Source organism: Vibrio sp. Isolate32, from assembly GCF_022397955.1.
Lineage (GTDB): Bacteria > Pseudomonadota > Gammaproteobacteria > Enterobacterales > Vibrionaceae > Vibrio.
The window spans coordinates 223,962-240,276 of the sequence record NZ_JAKEUQ010000001.1; the positions used below are offsets into that span (position 1 = coordinate 223,962).

Below are 16,315 nucleotides of genomic sequence, written 5' to 3' on the forward strand. Positions count from 1 at the left end.
ATGCAATGTTAGATGGTCGATACCCAGATTATTCTCGAATGAGAAAAAAAACAGAAGCGAATATCCCCAAGTTTATATATGAATATTTAGAGGGAGGATGTTTTGATAATATTGGATTGGAGACAAACCGTTTAGCATTGCAGAAATCTAGGTTAGCACCAAGGTATTTAGCGCCGTATTCAAAGTGCGATTTAAAAACTACAATTCTTGGGAAAGAATATAGCGCTCCATTCGGCATTGCACCAATCGGTTTACAAGGCCTAATTTGGCCTAATTCACCGGTTATTTTGGCGAAAGCAGCAAAGAAGTACAATATTCCATATGTTCTAAGCACCGTTTCATCTGAGTCGATAGAAGTAATCGCAGAGTTAGCAGAAGACAATGCATGGTTTCAACTCTACAACCCAGTGGATGAAGCAATACAAGATTCAATATTGGGACGTTTGAAGAGCTGCGGCTATAAAAACTTGGTGGTCACGGTTGACATTCCGACGTTTGGGTTTAGGCCCAATGACATCGCGAATGGATTAACTATGCCTCCTAAGCACTCTGTTAAGAACTTCATCGATGTATGCAAAACGCCGCAGTGGGCTACTCAAACTCTCAAGTATGGAATTCCAAAATTTAAAAACTTGGAACCATACATGAGAGAGCATCATCTGGATTTACCAGAAATGATGCGCTCGATGGCGATGGGGAAAGTGGACACGGTAGGCTTGAAAAGAATAAGGGACAAGTGGGAAGGGAATTTAATAGTAAAAGGTGTTTGTTCTAGCGGCGATCTCAAGTTACTTGAAGAGGTGAATGCCGACGGGGTTATTTTATCTAACCATGGAGCTCGGCAGTTAGATGCTTGTGAATCCCCAATAGATCTTCTAAGAAAAATAGGTGGAGATTCAGTGCCCGCAGATATGGCGATGATGATGGATAGCGGTATTCGATCGGGAGTGGATATTGCCATTTCCTTAGCATCCGGGGCTCAATTTACATTTTTGGGTCGCTTTTTCATGTACGCCGTGTCGTCATTGGGTAAGGAAGGTGGAGAGCATGCAATTGAAGTGCTAATGCAGCAACTGACTCAAGTAATGGAACAAATTAGGTGTGAGAAACCCGCTGATTTGTCAGGGTTCCTCGCAAACTAGATATAAATAAAAGCTTATTTAATTTTGGAAAATAGTTGCTCATTATCGAATAACTAGGCTGGTCCGTTTCTACAATAAAAATATTTGTTGGATGGATATATGAATTATGTCTATAGGGTTGGATCGATATTATCTCAATTAATGTTGCATTAAGACTCTAAACTCTCATTCGTCCGATTTATTGAATAAGTAAAAACTTTTTGGGAGATAAATATGAAGATGTCATTTCGTTGGTATGGCGAAGGGAATGATGAGGTAAGTTTACCTTTTATTAAACAGATTCCTGGTGTTGAAGGCATTGTTTGGTCATTGCATGATATACCTGCTGGAGAAGTTTGGAGTGAAGAACGTATTCTCGCTGAAAAAGAAATAATAGAGAAAGCAGGTTTTCATATTGATGTCGTTGAAAGTGTTAATGTTCATGAAGACATTAAACTCGGTCTGCCATCAAGAGATAAGTATATTGATAACTATATTGAAACCTTAAAAAGACTGGCTAAAGTCGGGGTGAAAGTTGTCTGCTACAATTTTATGCCAGTATTCGATTGGACCAGAACCGAGCTGTATAAAGAAATGGAAGACGGTTCTAACGCTCTGTTTTTCGAAAAGAGTAAAATCAGTGACATTGAGCCTATTGAGCTTATCGAAAAATTATCAAAGAACGTATCTGTAACAATGCCAGGGTGGGAACCAGAACGACTATCCCAATTAAAAGAAACGTTTGAGAAATACAAAGGTTTTACAGCGGAAGACCTTTGGGGAAACCTCCAGTATTTCTTAAAAAAAGTTATCCCCGTTTGTGAAGAATTCGATATTAAAATGGGGGTTCACCCAGATGACCCTGCATTTCCTATCTTTGGGTTACCTAGAATTATTATTAATAAAGAGAATATTCTAAGGCTTTTAAACTTGGTCGACAGCCCATATAACGGCTTAAGTTTATGTACCGGATCACTTGGTTCGAGCAATAACGATATTCCAGATATCATTGACGAAGTTCATGAACGAATTCATTTTATACATATACGTAATGTAAAAAGATTTGAGAATGGTGACTTTATAGAATCTTCTCATCGAGCGTGTGATGGATCCGTCGATACGATCAAAGTAATACAAACACTTCATAAGCACGATTATCAAGGTTATGTACGACCAGATCATGGTCGCCATATTTGGGGTGAAGAGAAATGGGCTCGTCCTGGTTATGGTTTATATGACCGAGCTCTTGGGATTATGTACATCCTTGGTGCATGGGATAACTTGCAGGCGCAGCAAGCTGGTAAGTAAATCGCGAGTTCGATAGACGAATAAGTCGTGTGCTAATAGTAAGATTCAGCCCGATTAAGCGATATTCGGGCTGTTCTACAGCAAGTACATACTATTGTTGACCATTTAATTTCCCAGCGCTGCTGAGGCTAAAGATGAAAAAAAAAATAGCCATTATTGGCGAATGCATGGTTGAGCTACAGCATAAAAATGGGGCGCTGCAGCAGTCATTCGGCGGAGACACACTAAATACAGCACTTTATTTCTCTCGCCTGTGCAAAGCTCAGGATATCGAAACCTCCTATGTGACGGCATTGGGTGAAGACCCTTATAGTCGAGCAATGCTAGACGCTTGGAAAGAGGAGGGGATTGATACTTCTCTAATTCATCAAATTCCAGGCAAACAACCGGGAATCTATCACATTGAAACCGATTCAACTGGTGAGCGCAGCTTTTATTATTGGCGTAATGAAGCTTCTGCAAAGTTCATGTTTGACCAAGATAACGCGCATGAATTACTAGCTAAATTGAAGCAATTTGATGTGATTTACCTTAGTGGTATTACGCTTGCAATTTTGACTGATACTAGCCGAGGCATGCTATTTGAACTATTGGATAGTTTTTCTGGTCAAGTTTTCTTCGATAACAACTTTCGCCCCAAGTTATGGCAAGACCGTAATGAAGCGCAGAAAGTATATTTAAAAATGCTGTCATACACCGACACTGCCTTGCTGACCTTCGATGATGAAGAAGCGTTATATGGTGATGAGGACGTTGAGCAATGTATTGCACGTACAAAAGACGCTGGTGTCTCTGAAGTTATCGTTAAACGAGGCAGTAAGGATTGTCTTGTTTATGACGGTGAAACTCGTGCTTCAGTTGCCGCGAATCAGGTCAAAAACGTCGTGGATACGACAGCTGCCGGTGATTCATTTAGTGCCGGTTTTCTCGCTAAACGTCTTAGTGGTGGTAGCGGAACACAATCAGCAGAAGCAGGGCACATTGTAGCCAGTACCGTCATTCAACATAAAGGCGCGATCATCCCAAGAGATGCAATGCCAGATTTGTATTTATAACCCGTTCAACGAAGAGAGAGTCCTAATGACTACGTTAAATGAACACTTAGCAAACCTAAAAGTTATTCCCGTTATTGCAATAAATAACGTTGAAGATGCAATTCCACTAGGCCATGCACTGCTTGAAAATGGTATGCCTTGTGCTGAAATCACTCTGCGCACCGAATGCGCTATTGAAGCGATTCGTTTAATGCGTAAAGAGTTCCCTGATATGTTAATTGGTTCCGGCACTGTACTAACTAATGAGCAGGTAGATGCCTCTATCGAAGCGGGCGTAGATTTCATCGTTAGCCCAGGTTTCAACCCTCGCACCGTACAATATTGTATCGATAAAGGTGTCGTAATTGTTCCTGGTGTCAACAACCCAAGCCTTGTTGAGAAAGCCATGGAGATGGGGCTAAGTACATTGAAATTCTTCCCAGCAGAAGCCTCTGGCGGTGTAGGCATGCTAAAGGCGCTTACTGCTGTTTACCCTGTTAACTTTATGCCAACTGGTGGTGTGAGCCCGAAGAATGTGGATGAGTACTTATCTATACCGTCAGTATTAGCATGTGGCGGCACTTGGATGGTTCCGACAAAACTTATGGATGAAGGAAAATGGGATGAACTAGGTGCTTTAGTTCGAGATGCTGTTACACATGTAAGTGCTTAGTATTTAAATTTCATACTTTATTGTTACTTTAGACCTTGTTTACGACGTAATAATAAGGCCTGAACGAGGGATATGTTTCAATCATTAATGTTCCACCGACAAACATGTGTGAGTAGAATAAAGTTTGTTACCAAGTAATTGTAGTGGACGAGAAAATTTGGCCACTCGATTAGAAGATTTGGCCTTAAATCTGATAATTCACGATAAGCTAAATTAGCAAAGCCGCTAACTCAGAAATGTCCAAAAATGAGTTTCAAATGTTTGTAACTGTGTGTTTGTAACTGGCAAACGATAAATGAATCCTTTTATCAGGCTTCATCTTAACTACCCCAATTTATGTGAGATCGCATCAACTATCAGATATAGAGTGGCTAAATGGGCAATGAAATTATCGCCACTTCATCGCCACTTTGACCGTACTGGCTTTGTAAGGTGTTATTTTATATTGTTTTTAATTTGTTGGCGATATAAAAGTTAAGTAAGCGTCTAATTAACCACATATTCTAATTTCAGCAAGCCTTTGTCATAGTTTCGCCAGCCTAATGGAGGAACTATGACACAATCAGAAAAGCACCAACATTGGACGGCCATTGTTTTCAAGCAACAAGAAAGCGGCCTTTCTATTCCACATTTTTGTAAAGAGCACGACATCAACTACGCCACTTTTCACTACTGGCTGAAAAAGCTCAAGCAAACCGACGATGAACAAGTAGCTCACCAAGTGGTCATGAATGATCACCCATCTTTCAGTGGGGAAATGGTTGTCGTCCACTTGCCTAACGGACTCCGAGCCGAGTTGCCAACGTCACTTTCATTGGTTCAGATTCAAACATGGCTTAAGGCGCTGCAATGATCCCAAGTGGCGCTGTCTATCTTGTCTCAGGTATTACCGACATGAGAAAGTCGATTGATGGCCTCTCTCTCGTTGTGGCCGATGTGCTAGAAATGGATCCATTGAGTAGCGCATGGTTCATCTTCTGCAACCGAGGACGAGATAAAATCAAAATCTTGTTCTGGGATACCAATGGTTTTTGGCTCTATTATCGCCGCTTAGAAAAAGGCCGCTTCAAGTGGCCAAGGCCTACGGCGTCTGGTCATATCCACATCTCTACCCAACAACTCAACTGGCTGCTCTCTGGGTTAAAACTTGAAAATCCGCAAGCACATCAGCCTCTCTATGGGCGAGAAGTGTGAGCTAGAATGTTGATCATCATACTGGGCTTGAATGATCTTTTTTCGCTGTCAGACTAGGTGAAAATATTGAATTAAGAGCCCTCACATGACCGAACTTCCTGATGATGTTGAACAACTCAAAGCGATGCTGCTCAAACTTCAGGAGGAAAACCAATCTAAAGATAATGCGATAGCGACATTAGAGAAAACCGTTCAAACTCAAGCAGAAGAAGTCGTTGAGCTAGAAAACAAAATGCAGTTACTCATCGAACAGCTTAATCTCAGTAAATCTAAGCGCTTCTCTGCCAAAAGTGAAAAAGAACCCAAAGGTACCTTCAATGAAGCTGAGCAACAAAATGCCTTGCCTAAACCTGCACCGAAGCATCATAAGAAAGGCCGAAAACCTCTGCCTCAAGAGCTAGAGCGAGAAGTGCTACAACACACACTCAATGCACCTTACTGCGACTGTTGCAATGAACCATTACATGAGTGCGGAACCGACGTCTCGGAAGAGCTAAAAATCATCCCTCAAAAGGTCAGCGTTATACGCCATAAGCGCACCAAATACGCTTGCCGACACTGCGAAAACACACAAACCAGCAGTAAAATCATTACCGCCCCTAAGCCTGCTAATATGATCCCAAAAAGCATGGGCAGCCCTGAAGCGTTCGCCGCGGTTGTTACCGCAAAATATGTGGATGCACTGCCGCTTTACCGTCAGGTCGAAATTTTAAAGCGTTCTGATATCGAGCTAAGCCGAGGTACACTGGCGAACTGGTGCGTTCAACTGGGCAACAAAGTGAATGTCATCATTGAAGCGATGAAAGCCCACTTACTGAATGAAAAGCTCATCTGCGCCGATGAAACCACCGTTCAAGTGCTGCGAGAAAAAGATAGAACAGCACAAAGCAAATCTTACATGTGGGTCTATCGCAGTGGTGAGTTCGTTAAACAGCCAGTAGTAATTTACGACTATCAGCCAAGCCGCGCTGGGCAATGCGTTAAAGATTTTTTAGGTGGTTACTCGGGCTACTTGCTCACCGATGGTTATCAAGCCTACAGCGGTTTAAACAATGTTATCCAAGCTGGTTGTTTAGCTCACGCCCGACGTAAGTTTACTGATGCGCAAAAAGCACAACCAAAGAAGAAGTCAGGCCGTATTGAAAAGGTCATCAACTTCATCGCCAAGCTATATGTTGTCGAGCAAGAAGCCAAGAGGTTAAATACTGTTGAAAGGCAGCAACTACGCCAACAAAAATCGAAACCAATCTTAGATAAGTTCCATCAGTGGTTGCTTGAAAGCCAAGAAAAAGTGCTGCCCAAAAGTCAGCTCGGCGGAGCCATTAATTACACCGTCAACCAATGGCCTAAGCTGCTCACTTATCTCGAAGATGGTGATATCAGCATAGATAATAATGTGACTGAGCGAGATATCCGCCCGTTTACTACGGGTCGTAAAAACTGGATGTTCTCCACGTCTGTTGAAGGTGCCACTGCGAGTGCTAACTTATATAGCTTAGTAATGACGTGTCGAGCGAATAACATCAACCCATATTACTACTTCGCGCACTTGTTCAAAGTGCTTCCAACGCGTTAGCCTCAAGATGATCTTACCGATCTTATGCCATGGAACTTTGACATCAATGAGACCGAGTAAGGCCTCACTGCTTAATTAGACGCTTACAAAGTTAATTACTTTTATTTATTTTGATACCTCTTGCAAACCCTTATGATTGCTTGTTTATCAAGGGCTTGTTGATTTATTAAGCATGGTTAATCGTATTTAACCATGCTTGATAATGTATGTCGCCATTTGTAGAGATAAAATGGCGACATTAAATGACGTGGATACTTGTTTTGAATCTATTGAGTCTTGAGTAAATCTAAAAAGAACGCGTATTCCAGTGCGTCTTCTTTTAGTCGTTTAAATCTCCCCGACGCACCGCCGTGACCAGCTTCCATCTCGGTTTTGAACACAAGTACGTTGTTGTCTGTTTTCATCTCACGTAACTTCGCTACCCACTTCATAGGTTCAAAGTACTGTACTTGCGAATCATGCAGACCTGTTGTCACCAACATGTTCGGGTAGTTCTGAGCTTTCACGTTGTCGTATGGCGAGTAACTCAACATGTAATCGTAGTAGGTCTTATTATTTGGGTTACCCCATTCGTCGTACTCGTTGGTTGTAAGAGGAATCGATTCATCAAGCATGGTCGTTACTACATCAACAAATGGAACATGAGCGCCAATGCCTCGATACAAATCAGGTGCTTGGTTGATGATTGCTCCCATCAACAGACCGCCAGCCGAACCGCCCACCGCGAATACCTTTTCTTTCGAGGCATAACCTTCTGCACCTAGGCCTTTGGTGACATCTATGAAGTCGTTGAACGTGTTTTGTTTAGTCAGTTTTTTGCCATCTTCATACCAAGGGCGTCCTAGCATCTCTGAACCACGAATATGTGCAAGAGCGTAAACGAAGCCTCGATCAAGCAGGCTGAGACGAACTGAGCTGAAGGTCGGTTCTATGGTTGAACCATAAGAACCATAGCCGTATTGGTAAATTGGGTTAGTGCCGTCTTTTTTGAATAGATCTTTGCGATAAACCAAAGAGACAGGTACTTGCTTACCATCACGAGCCGTAATCATGATTCGCTCTGATTGGTAATTATCTGCGTCGAAATCACCTAATACCGGTGTTTGCTTCATGATTTCGGATTCACCTGTATTAAGGTCGAAATCATAGTAAGTGCCTGGAGTCGTTAAGCTGCTGTAATAGACTCGAACTTTTGAGTTATCTAACTCATAGTTACTTGTTAGGTAGGCAGCAAAGGCGGTGTCGTTGAACTCAAGTGTGAACTCTTTGCCTGTTGAGAGTTGGCGAACTTTCACTGTAGACAAGCCATCTGCGCGTTGCTCGTAAACAAGATGGTCATCAAACAACTCGAAATCAACAAGCTGAGTATTATCGTCCGCCGGAATGACATCGACCCATTTTGAACGGTCATGCTTCTCTTCGGCTGTGACTTTCATTAAACGGAAGTTGACCGCTTGGTAGTTGGTGTAGATGTAATACCAATCCTCTAGCTTGGCGATGCTGTATTCTATGCCTGTTTCTCTTGGGTAGAAGGCTTCGGCTTTTGCATTTGGGTTATTGGCATCAATAATTGAAACACCACTGGTTTCTGTGCTCGAGTGCCAAATGTATACCTGCTGGCTATCTTTACTCTTACTTATGCTGGTGTAGTAAGCGCTGTCAGCTTCTTCATAGATTAGTTCATCGCTTGTTTGAGGTGTGCCTAATACGTGGCGGTAAACTTGATAGCCGAGTAAAGTTTGTGGATCTTTTTTGATGTAATAGAACGCTTGGTTGTCGTTTTGCCATGCGATAGCGCTCGAAGCACCTTCAATTTCATCGTTCAGGTATTCACCTGTTGTGAGATCTTTAATCTTAATGGTGTAAATACGACGGCTCAGTGTATCTTCGCCATAGGCCAGCATATTTTCGTTCGGGCTGACTGATAGGCCACCAATGCTGAAGAATTCATGTTCTTTGGCGAGTTCGTTAACGTCTAAGATGACTTGTTTGTCTATTCCTAAAAAGTGTTTTTCGCGCAAATGAACTGGGTATTCGTTGTCACCTGTGACTTTATTTGAGTAGTAATAGCTACCTTTACGAACTGGTACCGAATTGTCGTCTTTGGCGATTCGGCCTTTGATCTCTTCAAATAACTGTTCTTGAGATGCTTCTGTGTGTTTCAGAACAGTTTCGGCATACTGGTTTTCTTGCTCGAGGTGCCGCAATATCTCTGGGTCTTGGCGTTCATCATCGCGCATCCAATAGTAATCATCAATTCGTGTGTCACCATGAGTCGTCATTGAATGAGGGGCTTTCTTAGCAACGGGAGCTTGAGTTTGTTGAGCGATAAGTTGCGATGGAGAGTATTGGTTCATGGTTGTTATTCCTTGATTGCTGCATCCGGCGATAAGCGCGACTGATACGGCTAATGTGGTAAAAGCGAAACGCATCTGTATATCCTTAGTGTGCACCTTATTCGTTTAATGACAGCACCCTTTGTTGGAGAGTTGAGGTACCTTGGTGTTCTTCCAGTGATGCTATTTATAATTGGATTCTGGATATGCACTTCATCATAAGTGTCTGTTATTGTTTTCAAAAAATCAAAGTAATGTTAAATGAAATTACTGATACGTGAGAGTGGAATAAATGTACAACAAAAAAGGGACACACTTTTCAGTATGTCCCTCTTCTTTGTTTCGGCAAGGTTCGAATTTGTTTTAGATAGCCAATGGCATTTCGTTTGAGTGATCAGGCTTACGATTAACCCAACGTAAACCAAGCATAGCGATAAGTGACATGGTAATCATCAAGCAACCCAGTGGCAGTTGATCTTGAGCTGGGAAGAACGATGCCAACAGTGTTGCGATACCGGCACCTAGATTCTGCATACCACCTAAGATCGCGCCACCCGTACCAGCGTGGTATGGGAATGGCGAAAGTGCTCCCGTTGTTGCTGCTGGGAATAAGATACCAGCGCCCAAGAAGTAAATGGTTGCACCGCCAATCAAAGTTAATGCTGTTGTTTGACCAAACAGACCTGGGATAAGCACGACAGCTGAGCCTACTAAGATCGACACTAGGCCAACATTCAGTGCGCGGCGCTCAGAGCGACGTTGTGCGATGTAACTCGATAGGCCTGCACCGACTAAGTAACCTGGAATGGGTAAGACAAACAACAAGCTTACTGTGGTTGCAGGTAATCCAAGTACGCCGCCCAGCAATACACCAGCCGCTGCTTCAAATACGGCTACGCCCGCAAATGTTGCCACCAGTACCAGTAAGAAACCTTGGAAGCGTTTATCAGACATAACGAACTTGTAGCTATCTACGACCGATTCATGTTTGCGTCGTTCTGTTGGCAGCGTTTCCATCATGCTCGTCATCATGGTGATCACTACTGCTATACCAAATAGCGCTAGAAATAAGTAGCTTGAACGCCAACCGAAAGCTTCTGTTAAGTAACCGCCCAGTACAGGAGCCATCAATGGTGAGAAAATCACGCACATGCTGATCAAACTGTTTGCGCGGTGCAGTTCTGCGCCCTCAAAACAGTCACGAGTCAATGTACGAGACATCGCGCCGCCACAGCCGATACCCAAACCTTGGATAAAGCTACCCGCCAAGAACCATTCATATTCATGAGCGAACAAGGCTACCAATGTACCTATGATGTAGATGATCAAACCAGCGACGATGATCGGTTTACGACCTAGGCGATCAGAAAGCGGGCCATAAACAAATTGCGACAGACCATAAGGGATCAAGTAGCACGCCATCACAGCTTGAAGTGAAGACGCAGAAACCAAGAACTCACCTGCCATATGACCGATAGAAGGCACGTACATCGTTTGAGTCATTTGACCTACGGCTGTCAGAATAGCGATTAAAAAGGTAAGTTTCACTAATGGAAACGAGGCTGACATTTGCGTATCTCTCCAAAAATTAAAGACGTAAAAATCTTTAGCGCTCCGTTGAGGAGAGCCAAAATAATAAAGTATTCAGGGAATCTAGGCGCGAGATATTAGAGCTTGATTGCCGACTTATCAATCAAAAAATGTGAACGTAAGCAAGATAAAAATCTATAATTTTGATTAAAAAAACTAATCCGAAATGCCGTGTTTTAAAGATGTAAGGTGGTGGAGTTGGCTCCTTTTAAACATCGCTTCGATAAAGAAACATCCCCTTTAATGATGATAGTTTAACTTGGCGCGACAAACTGAAAGCTCTTGAAATCACAACAACGAAAGACAATAAACACGTCCTATTAACATTTATGTAAACTTTCGTTTTATATGTGCGCAAATTGTGCTGTAATCATCTGCTAAGCTATTCGTCTAACTCATTTACATTGTGTACAGCAATTTGTTGTCGGTGTGATAGTTATGGTTATGGAAGTCTTTTGGCTTAAATAAGGATATTAAATGCGCTCTCTATCGGTACAGTGGAAAATCACCCTGCTTGCAGGCTGCTGTCTAATCATTACTTCACTGTGTCTTATTGGTTTCTCGATTTACAACGCGACGAGCAATCAACAAGTCATCAAATCTCAAAGCTCAGAATCAGTGATCAATAAAACTCAGCAGTTGTTGGCGTCTGTTTCTCAGCTTAATGCTCAAGAAACTCAACGTTACGTCGACGAAGCGATTTATCGCGCAGAGATGCTTGCGGCGAGTGCTCAGTTTCTAAAGAACAATGCAGATGAAAACTTTACGCCAAGTGAAGAGCTTCGTACTGCCTTGGACGAGATGGTGCGTCGCTCAGTACTAAACTTCGATTCGATTCAAGGCGCATACCTAGTCTTTAAGCCAGACTTACTCGATGGTGAAGATGCGAATTATGTAGATGCTGACTACGTTGGCTCTAACGAAAAAGGGCGTTTCGCTCCTTACTGGAAGGTGGCGGATAATGGTGAGAATGTTCTATCGAACGTGCTTTCGGAATCAGCATTGAATGACAACAGCAATAGCGAACGTTTTTACTGTCCTTTATCTTCAGGGCAAACCTGTATCAGCACCCCACGAGTGCTGAACAGCGGCGGTACAGCATTACTGACGTCCTCTATTTCAGTTCCAATTTTAGTCGATGATGTCGCGATTGGTTTTCTTGGTATCGATTTAAGACTTGATGGCTTAACTCGTGTGATTACTCAATCTGACCAGAGCTTGTTTAACGGTGCAGGTAAAGCTTACGTGGTTAGCTTAGATGGTTCAGTTATCGCTTCAGACGATTCTAGCATTGCAGTCGGTTCGAATTTCCCAAGTGATAATACCCATAGTGACCTAATGACCGACTTTATCTTCGGCGGTGAAGTAACAACGCAATGGAGTGAGAACGGTGAGTGGTTACTCGCATTTGCGCCTGTTGTAGCCGCTAACCAAACTTGGGGTGTGTTGTTTGAGATACCGAGAGAAAGTGTCGTCGCTGATGCAAATGAATTGGATTCCATTATTAGTACTAAGCTAAGTGAAGGTATCAAAACAGAAGTGATCGCCGGTACGGTATTTATTATCTTTGGTTTAGCTATAATCGCATTTGCTTCGTTGTCTATTGTGAAGCCGATTCGTCAAGTAGTGGAAAGGTTGAATGATATTGCTTCTGGTGAAGGTGATTTGACCCAGCGTTTGGAAGTGAAATCTCAAGACGAAATTGGTCAGTTATCTAAAGGGGTTAACTTATTCTTAGATAAGCTACAACACACGATCAAAGAAGTGATTCACACTACTGAGCAAGTGGCGAGCACGACAAGCCAGGCTAAAGCATCAGCATCAAGCACTCGTGAAAGCAGCGAATCTCAATTCAAAGAAGTGGACTTAGTGGCGACTGCGGCTGAAGAGATGACTCAAACCGCAGGTTTAGTGGTACAAAACGCAGAAGTTGCTGTAGACGCAGCTTGCGAAGCGAATCGTTCAGCTCAGCAAGGGCAACAAGTTATTGAGCTCTCAGCGGGTGAAATGAGAAAGCTGGTGGAGCGTATGTCGAGCGCTGTACCTATTGTTGAAGAATTGGCTAAAAATAACGGTAACATCACCGAGATCTTAAGTGTTATTGAGGGGATCTCTGAGCAAACTAACTTACTGGCATTGAATGCCGCGATTGAAGCGGCTCGTGCTGGTGAGCAAGGTCGAGGTTTTGCCGTCGTTGCTGATGAGGTAAGAAACCTCGCAAGTCGCACACAGTCATCGGTTGGTGAAATCAGAGCGGTGATCGACAAGGTCCACGCGGGCACTCAAGATGTCGTTGAAGCGATACAAGAAGGTAATATTCTCGCTAACGACACGGCATTACATGTTCAAAAAGCGGTCGAAGATCTGGGTTCGATCTTTACTTCGATAGAAGCGATCAGTGATATGAACAACCAGATCGTAAGAGCGGCAGAAGAGCAGCAATCGGTGTCTGGTGAAGTGAATCAAAGTGTGGTTAATATTCGAGACTTGAGTGCGAAGATCTTGGAACAAGCAGCGGCTTCTGAACAAGTGGGTAATGAAATTGATCAGCTGTCTCAGCAGCAACAGAAATTGGTTAATCAGTTCAAGGTATAACTCTTAAGGACTAAGCAACTCTTGAATTAAAATGGGACAAATGAAGATTTCATTTGTCCCATTTTTAGTTGTTTCTTGAAAAACAGGTCAATAATTAGCGCCTGACGCTGCTTACTCTTCGATGAACCAGTAGCCCTTGTTAACTAAATCAGTCACGACAGTTATACCCGAAGTCGATAGGGCAGTAGCTGATGTGATCACGGTATCATCGCAAAGTATGTTGAGTAATGAAGAGTCCGCTTCATCCACCTTAACCACTTCGCCATTTATGTAAGCTGTGTTGCTTTGATTTTCGTGGTAGAGCGCTTTTAGGCCGGATACTCGGTGAATCTCACCTTCTGACTCTAAATGTTGGGCGATCTCTTCTTGAATCCATAGTGGCTCTGGAGCAACGATATCGAGCTGGTGGCGTGATTGGCTCAGTAAGCAACCCATGAAGTCGCTCACTGTTTCTGGTTGATCAAGGGCTGATTTGAGCATATCAGTTAGGTTACTCAAATCAGACGAACGAATCTTGCCGTAACCATCTTGCATTTTAAACTCAGGGTCGTGAAGATGAACGTCACCCATATCATGAGCAAGCACAAAGTCGGCAAAGTTACTGATTAGCTCTTGCTCTTTAGGAAAGCGGTAGCCAATAGAGTAGCTTATTGATGGTTCTAGCGTATTGCCTTCGTGTGGAAAGCCTGGCGGGATATAAAGGATATCACCTGGTTCTAGAGTTTCATCAATGATAGGCTCAAAGCCTTCTATTTGACGAAGAGCAGAAGCTTGGACAGTTTCTTTATATTGACCAATATCTTTAGCGCCTACTTTCCATTGACGCTTACCTTGGCCTTGAATGATGAATACATCGTATTGATCAATATGCGGGCCAACACCACCTTCAGGTGCTGAGTAGCAAATCATTAGATCATCGAACAACCAGTTTGGTAATTGTTGGAACGCTTTCGTCAGCTCGTTGGCACCTTGATGCCAATGGTTGGCTGCTTGAACGATCAATTGCCAATGTGTTTCAGTGAGTTCACCAAACTTCTCTTCAGTGAATGGACCGTGTTCGGCTGTCCATTTATTGTCGAGGTTAGAAACAAAGCGAGAATCCACTTCTTCTTCCATCGATAAACCAGCAAGTTCTTCCGGCGAAATTGGGTCGACGAAGTTTCGGAAGCCACCTTTTAAGATGGTTGGTTTCTTATGCCAGTAATTTTCAAGAAACTCGGGCATAGAAAAGCTAAGTTGGTACATGTGAATCCTGTATATTTTTTTGCTAGATGCTAGATGCTAGATGCTAGATGCTAGATGCTAGATGCTAGATGCTAGTTTGGCTTGTAAATCTTGTTCGACAATCTTAATTGCTTCTAACGCAACCTTTGGGTTGATCTCGTTGCTTTCGAGTAGGTAGATCAAGTCGACAGCTAACTTAACTTCTTCTGGTGCGTTATCCAATGGTGATGATGTGTTATCAGTGCTCATTTCGCTTAGGGTTCTCTAAGTTAATCAATCTCTCAATGTTCTTCATTGAATCCTCACAGCGTTCCAATCGTTCTTTTGCGAGTTGCCAAGCCTCTTCCGCTTTTTTCTTATGGTGGCGTGGCGCTGAATCAAACGCTAACTTTCGTGTTTGAACTAATTCGACGAGCCGCTTTTGCCAATCTTGGTGTTGTGCGAGTCCGTTGTATAAGTCGTTTAAGCTTTTTCCTGATTTACTTTTCCTGTCTAGGCGCAAATCGTGATTGGCTAACTCTCGTTGAATCGCTGCAATCTGGTTGGTTAGCCTTTCAGTCAGATAATTCGCTCGTGATGAAGTGAGCTGATTGGTGAGCTGTTCACGAATGATGGTGTTATAAGTCGCCTGAGTTTCAAGGGCATAAGGAAGAAGAGTCGAGGCACCACACTTAAACAAGGCTCTATCAAACAGCGCTTGATGATAAGCGCCACGAGACTTATCGACCTGAGAGCAATGGCCAATCAAGGTATCAATAACGCTTTTTAGCTTTGAAAAATGGTTCATATTGCTTCTCGTTTGTTGGTGGCTATAAGTTTACAAACCACGCTTCGTAAGCCAGTTTAATTGCAAGTACGCTTACAACTGTAACAAAAACCGGTCGTATAAACGTCGCACCAAAACGAATTGCAGAGTGTGCCCCAACAAATGCCCCAGCCATTAAGCAAACACCCATGGTTAAACCAAGAACCCAATCAATATGACCAAGCATTGCAAAGGTCACTAAAGAAGTGAAGTTACTGGTAAAGTTCATTGCTTTGGATAGGCCTGAAGCAAGCAAGATATTTAGGCGGTAAAGCGCCATAGAACTTACTGTCCAAAATGCGCCAGTTCCTGGGCCTGCAACGCCATCGTAAAAGCCCAGAATGAATCCTTGGTACCTTTGCTTTTTCTTAAGCACAGGACAAGGTTTCGGTGACACGTTGTGATTGGCGTTCGGTGTCTTATGAAAAATGGTGTAGATAGCGGCTGCAAGAATGATCAGTGGTAGGACTTTCTCTAGCCATTGAGTGCTGATGGCATCGACTGTTAGCGTACCGATGGTTGCGCCGATCAAGGTAGCTATAAATGTATTTATCCAACATTCTGGCTTAAACAGCTTTTTACGATAATAAGTAAAAGCCGCTGTTGAAGAAGCGAACGTGGCTGCGAGCTTATTTGTACCAAGCGCGATATGTGGCGGTAGGCCAAGGGATAACAATGCAGGGACCGTTAACATGCCCCCACCACCGGCGACAGCATCAATAAAGCCTGCTGCAAATGCAACCAGAGCAAGTATGACCAACATGGTTGGCTCAATCATTTCCATAAATAGCTAGTGTTCTCGTTATCGCCTGTTAGGGCTGCCACACGAATAATCGATGGATTAATCATGTTGGGTTGT

The 16,315-nt window shown here is 43.0% G+C and carries 14 protein-coding genes; 8 read left to right on the plus strand and 6 right to left on the minus strand.

All coding sequences use genetic code 11. The features are described 5' to 3' along the window. Nucleotides 1-5 precede the first annotated feature (5 nt). The 7 genes from L1D11_RS00970 to L1D11_RS01000 all read left to right on the plus strand — a co-directional run bounded on the left by L1D11_RS00970 (nucleotide 6) and on the right by L1D11_RS01000 (nucleotide 6,906). Nucleotides 6-1,142, plus strand: coding sequence for an alpha-hydroxy acid oxidase (locus tag L1D11_RS00970; protein WP_239834785.1), 1,137 nt, complete (start codon nucleotides 6-8; stop codon nucleotides 1,140-1,142). 213 nt (nucleotides 1,143-1,355) lie between these two features. Further along, nucleotides 1,356-2,429: a mannonate dehydratase gene (gene uxuA / locus L1D11_RS00975; protein WP_239861973.1), complete on the plus strand. Its 1,074-nt coding sequence runs from the start codon at nucleotides 1,356-1,358 to the stop codon at nucleotides 2,427-2,429. A gap of 134 nt (nucleotides 2,430-2,563) precedes the next feature. Then, nucleotides 2,564-3,484 carry a sugar kinase gene (locus tag L1D11_RS00980; protein ID WP_239834431.1) on the plus strand — a complete coding sequence of 307 codons (921 nt, stop codon included), beginning with the start codon at nucleotides 2,564-2,566 and terminating at the stop codon, nucleotides 3,482-3,484. Between the two features lie 25 nt (nucleotides 3,485-3,509). Further along, nucleotides 3,510-4,136 (plus strand): bifunctional 4-hydroxy-2-oxoglutarate aldolase/2-dehydro-3-deoxy-phosphogluconate aldolase, encoded by a 627-nt coding sequence (locus L1D11_RS00985; protein WP_239834433.1) that lies wholly within the window; start codon nucleotides 3,510-3,512, stop codon nucleotides 4,134-4,136. 553 nt (nucleotides 4,137-4,689) lie between these two features. Next, nucleotides 4,690-4,989 (plus strand): IS66 family insertion sequence element accessory protein TnpB, encoded by a 300-nt coding sequence (locus tag L1D11_RS00990; RefSeq protein ID WP_239834434.1) that lies wholly within the window; start codon nucleotides 4,690-4,692, stop codon nucleotides 4,987-4,989. Beyond that, nucleotides 4,986-5,330 carry an IS66 family insertion sequence element accessory protein TnpB gene (tnpB, locus tag L1D11_RS00995; RefSeq protein WP_239834435.1) on the plus strand — a complete coding sequence of 115 codons (345 nt, stop codon included), beginning with the start codon at nucleotides 4,986-4,988 and terminating at the stop codon, nucleotides 5,328-5,330. The genes L1D11_RS00990 and tnpB overlap by 4 nt, the downstream gene beginning before the upstream one ends. A gap of 85 nt (nucleotides 5,331-5,415) precedes the next feature. Next, on the plus strand, nucleotides 5,416-6,906 hold the full coding sequence (locus L1D11_RS01000; protein WP_239834437.1) for an IS66 family transposase: 1,491 nt from the start codon (nucleotides 5,416-5,418) through the stop codon (nucleotides 6,904-6,906). A 266-nt stretch (nucleotides 6,907-7,172) separates the two neighbouring features. Here L1D11_RS01000 and L1D11_RS01005 read toward each other — a convergent pair whose 3' ends face one another. Both L1D11_RS01005 and emrD read right to left on the minus strand, forming a co-directional pair. Further along, complete coding sequence (locus L1D11_RS01005) at nucleotides 7,173-9,263, minus strand: S9 family peptidase (protein WP_239834441.1); 2,091 nt, start codon at nucleotides 9,261-9,263, stop codon at nucleotides 7,173-7,175. A 342-nt stretch (nucleotides 9,264-9,605) separates the two neighbouring features. Then, on the minus strand, nucleotides 9,606-10,811 hold the full coding sequence (gene emrD / locus L1D11_RS01010; protein WP_239834439.1) for a multidrug efflux MFS transporter EmrD: 1,206 nt from the start codon (nucleotides 10,809-10,811) through the stop codon (nucleotides 9,606-9,608). 498 nt (nucleotides 10,812-11,309) lie between these two features. On the opposite strand from emrD, the gene L1D11_RS01015 reads away from it, so the two are divergent. Further along, nucleotides 11,310-13,427: a methyl-accepting chemotaxis protein gene (locus tag L1D11_RS01015; protein WP_239834600.1), complete on the plus strand. Its 2,118-nt coding sequence runs from the start codon at nucleotides 11,310-11,312 to the stop codon at nucleotides 13,425-13,427. A gap of 111 nt (nucleotides 13,428-13,538) precedes the next feature. On the opposite strand, the gene L1D11_RS01020 is transcribed toward L1D11_RS01015, so the two are convergent. The 4 genes from L1D11_RS01020 to L1D11_RS01035 are packed head-to-tail and all read right to left on the minus strand — an operon-like array spanning nucleotide 13,539 to nucleotide 16,240. Further along, the gene (locus L1D11_RS01020) at nucleotides 13,539-14,672 is read right to left on the minus strand and encodes a cupin domain-containing protein (RefSeq protein WP_239834599.1); all 1,134 of its coding nucleotides are present in this window, start codon (nucleotides 14,670-14,672) and stop codon (nucleotides 13,539-13,541) included. A gap of 57 nt (nucleotides 14,673-14,729) precedes the next feature. After that, nucleotides 14,730-14,900 carry a pleiotropic regulatory protein RsmS gene (gene rsmS, locus L1D11_RS01025; RefSeq protein ID WP_239834598.1) on the minus strand — a complete coding sequence of 57 codons (171 nt, stop codon included), beginning with the start codon at nucleotides 14,898-14,900 and terminating at the stop codon, nucleotides 14,730-14,732. Then, complete coding sequence (locus L1D11_RS01030; protein ID WP_239834597.1) at nucleotides 14,890-15,438, minus strand: primosomal replication protein; 549 nt, start codon at nucleotides 15,436-15,438, stop codon at nucleotides 14,890-14,892. The genes rsmS and L1D11_RS01030 overlap by 11 nt, the downstream gene beginning before the upstream one ends. 22 nt (nucleotides 15,439-15,460) lie before the next feature. Beyond that, nucleotides 15,461-16,240 (minus strand): TSUP family transporter, encoded by a 780-nt coding sequence (locus tag L1D11_RS01035; RefSeq protein WP_239834596.1) that lies wholly within the window; start codon nucleotides 16,238-16,240, stop codon nucleotides 15,461-15,463. Nucleotides 16,241-16,315: the final 75 nt, after the last annotated feature.

Excerpts from the sequence above, each read along its gene's own strand:
- L1D11_RS01035 (WP_239834596.1), bottom strand. The coding sequence starts at position 16,240 with ATGGAAATGATTGAGCCAACCATGTTGGTCATACTTGCTCTGGTTGCA.
- L1D11_RS01005 (WP_239834441.1), bottom strand. The coding sequence starts at position 9,263 with ATGAACCAATACTCTCCATCGCAACTTATCGCTCAACAAACTCAAGCT.
- tnpB (WP_239834435.1), top strand. The coding sequence starts at position 4,986 with ATGATCCCAAGTGGCGCTGTCTATCTTGTCTCAGGTATTACCGACATG.
- L1D11_RS01000 (WP_239834437.1), top strand. The coding sequence starts at position 5,416 with ATGACCGAACTTCCTGATGATGTTGAACAACTCAAAGCGATGCTGCTC.
- L1D11_RS00985 (WP_239834433.1), top strand. The coding sequence starts at position 3,510 with ATGACTACGTTAAATGAACACTTAGCAAACCTAAAAGTTATTCCCGTT.
- L1D11_RS01020 (WP_239834599.1), bottom strand. The coding sequence starts at position 14,672 with ATGTACCAACTTAGCTTTTCTATGCCCGAGTTTCTTGAAAATTACTGG.
- L1D11_RS01030 (WP_239834597.1), bottom strand. The coding sequence starts at position 15,438 with ATGAACCATTTTTCAAAGCTAAAAAGCGTTATTGATACCTTGATTGGC.
- L1D11_RS01015 (WP_239834600.1), top strand. The coding sequence starts at position 11,310 with ATGCGCTCTCTATCGGTACAGTGGAAAATCACCCTGCTTGCAGGCTGC.
- rsmS (WP_239834598.1), bottom strand. The coding sequence starts at position 14,900 with ATGAGCACTGATAACACATCATCACCATTGGATAACGCACCAGAAGAA.
- L1D11_RS00970 (WP_239834785.1), top strand. The coding sequence starts at position 6 with ATGTTAGATGGTCGATACCCAGATTATTCTCGAATGAGAAAAAAAACA.
- L1D11_RS00980 (WP_239834431.1), top strand. The coding sequence starts at position 2,564 with ATGAAAAAAAAAATAGCCATTATTGGCGAATGCATGGTTGAGCTACAG.
- uxuA (WP_239861973.1), top strand. The coding sequence starts at position 1,356 with ATGAAGATGTCATTTCGTTGGTATGGCGAAGGGAATGATGAGGTAAGT.
- L1D11_RS00990 (WP_239834434.1), top strand. The coding sequence starts at position 4,690 with ATGACACAATCAGAAAAGCACCAACATTGGACGGCCATTGTTTTCAAG.
- emrD (WP_239834439.1), bottom strand. The coding sequence starts at position 10,811 with ATGTCAGCCTCGTTTCCATTAGTGAAACTTACCTTTTTAATCGCTATT.